At 37.5% G+C, this 7266-nt stretch carries 8 protein-coding genes and 1 pseudogene; 4 read left to right on the top strand and 5 right to left on the bottom strand.

The window, feature by feature from the left end; genetic code table 11:
• Positions 1–17 precede the first annotated feature (17 nt).
• Complete coding sequence (locus tag ON09_RS25300; protein WP_238533761.1) at positions 18–149, top strand: type IX secretion system membrane protein PorP/SprF; 132 nt, start codon at positions 18–20, stop codon at positions 147–149.
• Between the two features lie 136 nt (positions 150–285).
• A complete protein-coding gene (locus tag ON09_RS21080) occupies positions 286–933 on the top strand; it encodes a response regulator (protein ID WP_010603055.1) in 648 nt (215 codons plus the stop codon).
• Between the two features lie 18 nt (positions 934–951).
• Here ON09_RS21080 and ON09_RS21075 read toward each other — a convergent pair whose 3' ends face one another.
• The gene (locus ON09_RS21075; protein WP_157259041.1) at positions 952–1128 is read right to left on the bottom strand and encodes a hypothetical protein; all 177 of its coding nucleotides are present in this window, start codon (positions 1126–1128) and stop codon (positions 952–954) included.
• Positions 1129–1339: 211 nt separating this feature from the next.
• Between ON09_RS21075 and ON09_RS26930 the strand changes: the two are divergent.
• Positions 1340–1420, top strand: a pseudogene (locus ON09_RS26930) (hypothetical protein); the annotation flags it as partial.
• 309 nt (positions 1421–1729) lie between these two features.
• On the opposite strand, the gene ON09_RS21070 reads toward ON09_RS26930, so the two are convergent.
• The 4 genes from ON09_RS21070 to ON09_RS21055 are packed head-to-tail and all read right to left on the bottom strand — an operon-like array spanning position 1730 to position 4640.
• The gene (locus tag ON09_RS21070) at positions 1730–2701 is read right to left on the bottom strand and encodes an MlaD family protein (RefSeq protein WP_010603053.1); all 972 of its coding nucleotides are present in this window, start codon (positions 2699–2701) and stop codon (positions 1730–1732) included.
• 2 nt (positions 2702–2703) lie between these two features.
• Entirely contained in the window at positions 2704–3477 is a 774-nt protein-coding gene (locus tag ON09_RS21065) for an ABC transporter ATP-binding protein (RefSeq protein WP_010603052.1), read from the bottom strand.
• 6 nt (positions 3478–3483) lie between these two features.
• Positions 3484–4287: an MlaE family ABC transporter permease gene (locus ON09_RS21060; protein WP_010603051.1), complete on the bottom strand. Its 804-nt coding sequence runs from the start codon at positions 4285–4287 to the stop codon at positions 3484–3486.
• Complete coding sequence (locus ON09_RS21055; protein WP_124914576.1) at positions 4278–4640, bottom strand: hypothetical protein; 363 nt, start codon at positions 4638–4640, stop codon at positions 4278–4280. Before ON09_RS21055 ends, ON09_RS21060 begins: the two co-directional genes overlap by 10 nt.
• A 517-nt stretch (positions 4641–5157) precedes the next feature.
• Here ON09_RS21055 and ON09_RS21050 point away from each other — a divergent pair.
• On the top strand, positions 5158–7266 hold a 2109-nt coding region (locus ON09_RS21050), incomplete at its 3' end, for a hypothetical protein (RefSeq protein WP_010603049.1).

Raw genomic sequence — 7266 nt, 5'->3', positions numbered from 1 at the left:
TTTTCCCATCAGAGAAGTTGAGTATTGGTTATGGCTATGATTTCTCAATCGGACCATTGCAAGGTTACAGTGGCGGAACACATGAAATTTCGATAGCATACTCTTTTATTAAGCCTAATATTAGAATCGCAACACCGAGGGTTTTCTAAATTATATGAATTTTGAAGTTATGTATAATAAAGTCTACACGTTGAATTAGATAAAAGCAGTCGATATTTGAATAAAAATGTTTACAAATTAGATAAAAAGGTTACAAATTATTAAATTGCAAGATATTAGTTGAACATGAAAGCAAAGAACACAGGGAGTACATTCACGGTATTGATTGCCGATGACCACGAAATTATTCGCAGAGGCTTAAAAAGTTTGATTTCTGACTTTTGGGCTGGTGTTGAAATCATTTGTGCCGGAACGCTTGAACAGGCATTGGTAGAAACCGAGAAATCACCTAATTTAATTATTATCGATGTGAATTTGCCTGGTGGGAATAATCTAAGGGTGATTGATCAAATCAAACTGGTTCAGCCAAACGCTAAAATATTAGTCTTTTCGTCGTTAAACGAGAACATCTATGCAGTGCCTTATTTAAAATCAGGCGCATCGGGGTATCTCACAAAAAATGCAGAAGAATCTGAGATTGTTACCGCGATCACTACAATATTGGCAGGAAGCCGTTACTCTAGCAGGAATGTTAAAGAAAATATGTTTAATAGTATTTTAGGTAATGATGCTGATAATCCATTTACCAAACTATCGGGCAGAGAGTTGGAAGTAGCAGAGTTATTAACCAAGGGGGTTGGTGTTTTGGAAATTTCCAATCAGTTAAATCTTCAGATGGGTACTGTAAGTACTTATAAACTCAGACTTTTCCAGAAATTAAAAATTAAAAGTATTATTGAACTTGCAGAGAAAATGAGCATTTACGAAAAATAGGAATGCTTAAAAGCATTCCTATTTTCTATTCTCATTAGTAGTTCCAGCACCTTTTTCCGTTTCTGATTCATTTGGCGTTTCACCCGCCTGACCATACTTCTCTGAAGCACCTTTTCCATTCTGATCAAAACTGGCTTTCTCTTTAGAGTTCCCTTTAGTTTTGCCTTTTTCTTCTTCTTGTTCTTTAGCTGCCATATCGTTCATGTTTATAATCTACAACAAGAACTGCGCAGCAAAGTTTTGATTCTTTGCACTTCAAGTTCATTCTATACGAAGAATTGTTCTTAAATCTTCGATAGATATTTTGTTGACCTTTTAACTTGTTTATTGGGAAATATACTCCAAAATATAAAATGAAAATTATGGAACAATGAATAGTGATAATGTACAATAGCAAAAAAGATTTGGTTTTATTATACTAGATAGTCATTCTGAAGATTTATTTGTACATGTAACCAGTTTATTGGTTCGTGACCTCAAATCTTGAGTATAATAGCGAACAGGGAAAAAAGGGACTAATTGCGATTAATGTAAAAAAAGTATAAGCTAAGTCTTATTAAGTTCTATATCGTCAGTTATGTTTAAGAAAAGGACTCAAAGCTAGTAATGACCTTTTGATGTGCCGTGGGTTTTACCCATATTCAACAGCTGTTTTTTTTGAGCATAGAACAATCCCAAAACTAACGCTAAAAAAATTAAAACAATAATTAACCATTTCGGCATAACTGCTATTTTGTTTATCAATTAAAAAAGAATCAGGCTATCTTTTCATTTTAAAAGATAGCCTGATTAAATATTATTGGTTTTTTATTGAATCACGGGCTCGTTTCTTAAAGAAGCCCCTGAACAGAAAATTACTTTGTAGAGCTTCCAAATCTTCATCAAGTTTTTTACTGCCTTTTTCCAGATTGGTCATTATCGCTTTTACCTGTTCTGCAGTTTTAGCATCGTTTAAAAGTAAACCAGCCGCATTATCAGTAGTATTCAATTTGCCCGAAGCTTTTTCCAGGTTAGCTGCCATCAAAGAGGCAGACTGTGAAGTTTGTTGTAGGGAAGCGGCAGATTTTTCCAGTTTGGCAAAAACAGCTGTGTCAGTCATCATTTTATTCACCAATCCATTTTTACTATTTAAAGTTTTGCCAAAGGTATTAAGATCCTGAGCGGTTTGAGCCGTTGAAAGCGTGATGCGATTTAGATTGGAAACCATTGTTTTGAAGTTCATTGCCAACTGTTCATCAGATAAAAGCGCACCTGCAGCACCTTTACCATCCACTAAATTTCTGGCCAGGATTTTGAAATCACCTGTAACATCTACCAGGTTTTTGTTGTTTACCTGAAGTGTTTTCATGATATCATCTGTAGATAAAGAGCTATTTACTTTCAGCACATCACCATCTTCTACAAAAGGAAATTTAGGATTACCCCCTGTTAACACCACAATCTTATTTCCGATTAACCCATCAGCGCCAATGCTTGCTCCGGCATCTTTGTGGATGTATTTATGCATATCTTCCTCAATACTTAAAAATACCCGCACTTGTGAGGTGCCAAAAAATTCTATTTTTTTGATTGTGCCAATCTTCACACCTGAAAACCACACATTATTGCCTTTCTTTAATCCCTGAATATCATTAAAAACCACACTAAGGGTAAAGCTTTTTACAAAGGTTTTCTTTTGACTGCCCAATGTAAATATCGCAAATACGAATATCAGAATGCCAATGGCAATGAATATTCCAACCGTTATTTTCTTTTTATTGTCGTTCATGTTTATTGTATAAAGTTGTAGTCAAAAAATGGTTGTGCCTGTGGATCGCCAGTATTGAAGATCTGTTCGAAACTTCCCTGGCGTTCGAAACTTCGCTCCACCAGCATGGCCACTCGGTTTCCGGTTTCTTTAGCGCAGGTTAAATCATGCGTAATTACAATTGCACTGGTATGGTAACGCTCCTGTACTGTATTAATCAATTTGTTTATTTCTTTTGATGTAATGGGGTCGAGGCCAGCGGTTGGCTCATCATAAAGCATAATTTCAGGTTTCAGCATTAAAGTTCTGGCTATACCAATTCGTTTTCGCTGACCACCAGAAAGTTCTGAAGGCATCTGATTAATGGTTTGAGAGAGACCTACCGCATCGAGCATTTCTTCTACAAGCGCATTTACATCGCTTTTACCCATGTCTCTTCGGTTTCTTACCAGTGGAAATTCAAGATTTTCCTTTACAGTCATGCTATCATAAAGCGCACTGTTCTGGAAGGAGAAACCAACTCTTAACCGTAAGGCCAAAAGTTCTTCGTAGGAGATTTCATCAACGATGTGGTCCAGCACTTTCACTAATCCAGAATCAGGACGAAGTAAGCCCACGATAATTTTGATAAGTACAGATTTTCCTGTCCCAGATTTTCCTAAAACCACCAAATTTTCGCCTTTATACAAATCAAGAGAAGCGTTTTCAAGTACCTGGTAACTGCCAAAAGCTTTGTAAAGTCCATTAATCTCGATTACCTTTTCCGCATCTGTATGTATATTTTCTTTCTGTACCATTTGCTGTTAAGTGTTAAAAAGACTGAATATCTGAACGCAAACCACCTCTTCAATAAAAATCAAAAACATGGCGGTTACTACAGAGGAGTTTGCTGCTTTACCCACACCCTCGGTTCCTTTCGAAGAGTTGTACCCTTGGTAGCAACCTACTACAGCGATGGTAAATCCGAATAAAATGGCTTTGAAGGTCGAAGCGATAATATCTAAAAACGTGATGCTTTCCAATGCGCTTTGAAAAAAGGTAGTCGCACTTGTGCCCTCATTTACAGAAACATTTAACAAAGCACCTAACATCCCTACCATAGCGGTATAGAAAGTTAGAATAGGCATGGTGATGGTTGCCGCAAGTACCCGTGTGGTTACTAAAAATTTAAAAGGGTTGGTTGCTGAAACTTCCATCGCATCAATTTGCTCGCTCACCTTCATTGATCCTAATTCAGCCCCGATGCTTGATCCTACTTTCCCTGCTGCGATGAGACCGGTAAGTAGGGGAGCTAAAGTTCTTAAAAGGGCGATGCCCACCAGTGAGGGTAACCATGATGTTGCACCAAACTCAGAAAGCGAGGGACGCGATTGCTTGGTGAAAACCAATCCTGTGATGAAGCCTGTAGTAGAAATCAGCAGCGCAGAGCGATAGCCAATTTCATAACACTGCCGCATCAATTCTTTAAACTCATAGGGCGGGAGAAATGCTTCCTTGAAAAAGCGACCTATAAAGCTAAAAACTTCGTAAAGGCTAATGAATGTTTGCGCAAATTTGCCAACCGGCTTCGGCGCATCTTTACTATTTTCATGTTTGTTTATTCCCATCTTGGCGCCTTATTTGATTTTATGGAATCTTTCTCAGCATCCTGTGCTTTCTCTTTTTGGTAACTTGCAATCTTTAAGGTATCAGCTGGTGAAAGGCTATTGAAAAGCACTTTGAAAGTGTTATTAAGCATCGTATTTTGTTCATTAAACGCGGCTTCGGTTATCTTTCCTTCGCTCAATTTTTTCCGTAGTGCATACTTTTGATCGATAAGGGCTCTAGTTGAATCAACGATCGCATCATTTGATAGCGTTACCGGTTTGTCTACCTTGATTCCTCCGGCGCCCTGCTCAGGATTTGTGTTATGGCACCCGATACCCAATAAAGTGATCATCAACAGAAGTATAAATTTCATGTTAACAATACATATATGATGCGCAATTGTTTGTGAGGTAGCGTTTTATTTAAGCAGTAAAATTTTTCAAATCAAGAACGATTTAAACCAAAAGTCTTTAATGGAACCAGCTATAGAAATTTCGATGAAGATTGAAATCTTCTATTGTATCTTACCAAATCACGACTGAATTATATTTACAACTAATGGTTGTAAAATAAGAATTGACATAAGTCAAATGATCTAAGAGGCTGTGGCAATTTAATTAGCTTCAGATGGGCTATAAACAGCCTTTATTTTCTGGATAAGTCAACATATTAACAACGTGTAGAACTAATAATACACAAAAATAATTCGTTACATTAATTTGACAAAGCATTGTAATATCTTCGTAGCCGAATTGCTATGCCTGTAAGCAGAGGTGATAAAAGTTAAAGGCTTTTAAAACCGGGAGGTTTAAAATTTCGTAAGAAATTTATAATCAACAGACTTATAAAATTGCATCATCCCAATTGTTGCAGCTCTTATCGTCCCGTGTATGAATAAAACTCTACTTTATTCGTGTGGCTTCACACGAAATTATTCTTGTTGTAACCATTATTTAACGAAGAAATTCGTTAAATGTTTTGGCGCTTTTCTGCTTTTTGTGATTTTATTTCTTTCTACAGGGTTACAAGATGCTTTTGCACAGTTTACGATTACTGAAAATTTTAAAGGCAGTACCGCTAATGGTGTTAAAAGAGGAGATAATGCAACGTTAACATCAGGTACTCTAGATCCTGTTAATGATGGTTGGTTAAGGCTAACATCTGCTTCTGGGAATCAAAAAGGATATGCATACGTAGATAAATCATTTCCATCAACATTAGGTGTTTTAATTGATTTTGAATATAAAACTTGGCGTAATACAGCGGACAATACATATAACGGCGCAGATGGAATTGGCTTGTTTTTATTTGATGCAACGGCCAATTTTGCACTGGGTGGTTATGGTGGATCTTTGGGATATGCGCCGATTACTGGAACTACCGCTAACGGATTGGCTGGCGGTTATATTGGGATAGGTATAGACGAGTTTGGCAACTTTGCTAATCCAACAGAAGGTAGAATAGGAGGCCCCGGGCCTCGACCAAATTCTATAGTTTTACGAGGGCCTACAACGGCGTCAGCATCAACTACAAACCCTTATCTAGCCGGCGTTACATTAAAAGATGCAAATCAGGTATTAGATATTACAAATAATACAGGGTCGACAACAGAAAACCAGGTTGATTATAATACTGTCACTACTACCCGACCGACGAATGCGCAATTTTACAGGAGGGTTCAAGTCGAAATTACGCCTGTACCTGGTAATCTATATAAAATTACGATAAGATGGACAAAAACACCTAATGGTGCTTTTACCGATTTACTTACCTATACGACAGCTACTGCACCACCAGCACAATTAAAACTTGGGTTTGCAGCATCAACAGGAGGGGGGTTTAACAATCACGAAATTAGAAATTTACTCGTTACCACACCGGGTAATATAAGAGTGGTTAAAACTGCAGATAAGAGCTCGCTTATTTTAGGTGCTTCAACTCCTTTAACTTATACCATCTCCGTTGTTAACGACACTGATGCTGATTTAACAGATGTTGCACTTAATGATATTCTTAAGGATGGAAACGGTAATATTATTCCAAGTGCAAGTTTTACTATTAACAGTATTACTTATAGTGGTTTTGCAGCCAATACAGCTAATTCAACACTTCCCACAACATCTCCAACAAATACGTTTAACGCAAAATTTAACATGTTGAAGAACTCAACGGGTGTAATTACTGTAAACGGAACATTGAATGCTAATGCAACAATGCCTGTAGGAAATCAGTTTTTCAATACCGTTACAGTTACCCCCTCTGATATTACTGACCAAGATTTGGATAACAATACTTCGACAGTCGCAACCGCTATTTATCCGGCCAATGTAGATTTTATCGTTGATAAAGCTGTTGATAAAAGCTGTGTTGACCTGACTAATGGAAATACTTTCACATTAACAGTATCAAATATTGGTACATCAAATGCGCTTGGTGCTAATAGACGCGTAGAAGTAACGGACGTAATTCCCACTGGATATACAATTTCTGCTATAAATGCCCCTAACTGGACGGTCTCAAATACAGGAAATACTTATAAATTTTCAAAGTCGAATGCGAATTTAAATGCTGGACTCAGTTACGCCGATAAAATTTCATTTAATTTGAAGAAGGTATCTGGTACGGCAATAGACTACAGCAACACAGCTTCAGTTGTTTATTATAATACCTCTACTACACCAGAAACCATTGAAGAGCCCGCAGCAAATAGAAATAATAATTCCTCCACTGTAATAGTCTATGCAGCTCCTAATTCAGGCCCTACGGTCACTTCACCAGTTACATATTGTGTTGGTGCAACTGCGGCGGCGCTCACTGCCACACCAACCGGCTCCAATACCTTAATTTGGTACACATCTCCCGGTGGCACAGGAAGTACAAATGCACCAAGGCCAAATACTTCAAGTGTCGGAAGCACTACATATTATGTAAGTCAAACAAATGGTACTTGTGAAAGTTCACAAACTCCGATCGTAGTAAATGTGGTAGCCGCAGTAACG

It is taken from the genome of Pedobacter agri PB92, from assembly GCF_000258495.1.
GTDB lineage: Bacteria > Bacteroidota > Bacteroidia > Sphingobacteriales > Sphingobacteriaceae > Pedobacter > Pedobacter agri.
Note: the sequence above shows the minus strand (reverse complement) of the source record. Positions and strands in the feature narration are given on the sequence as shown.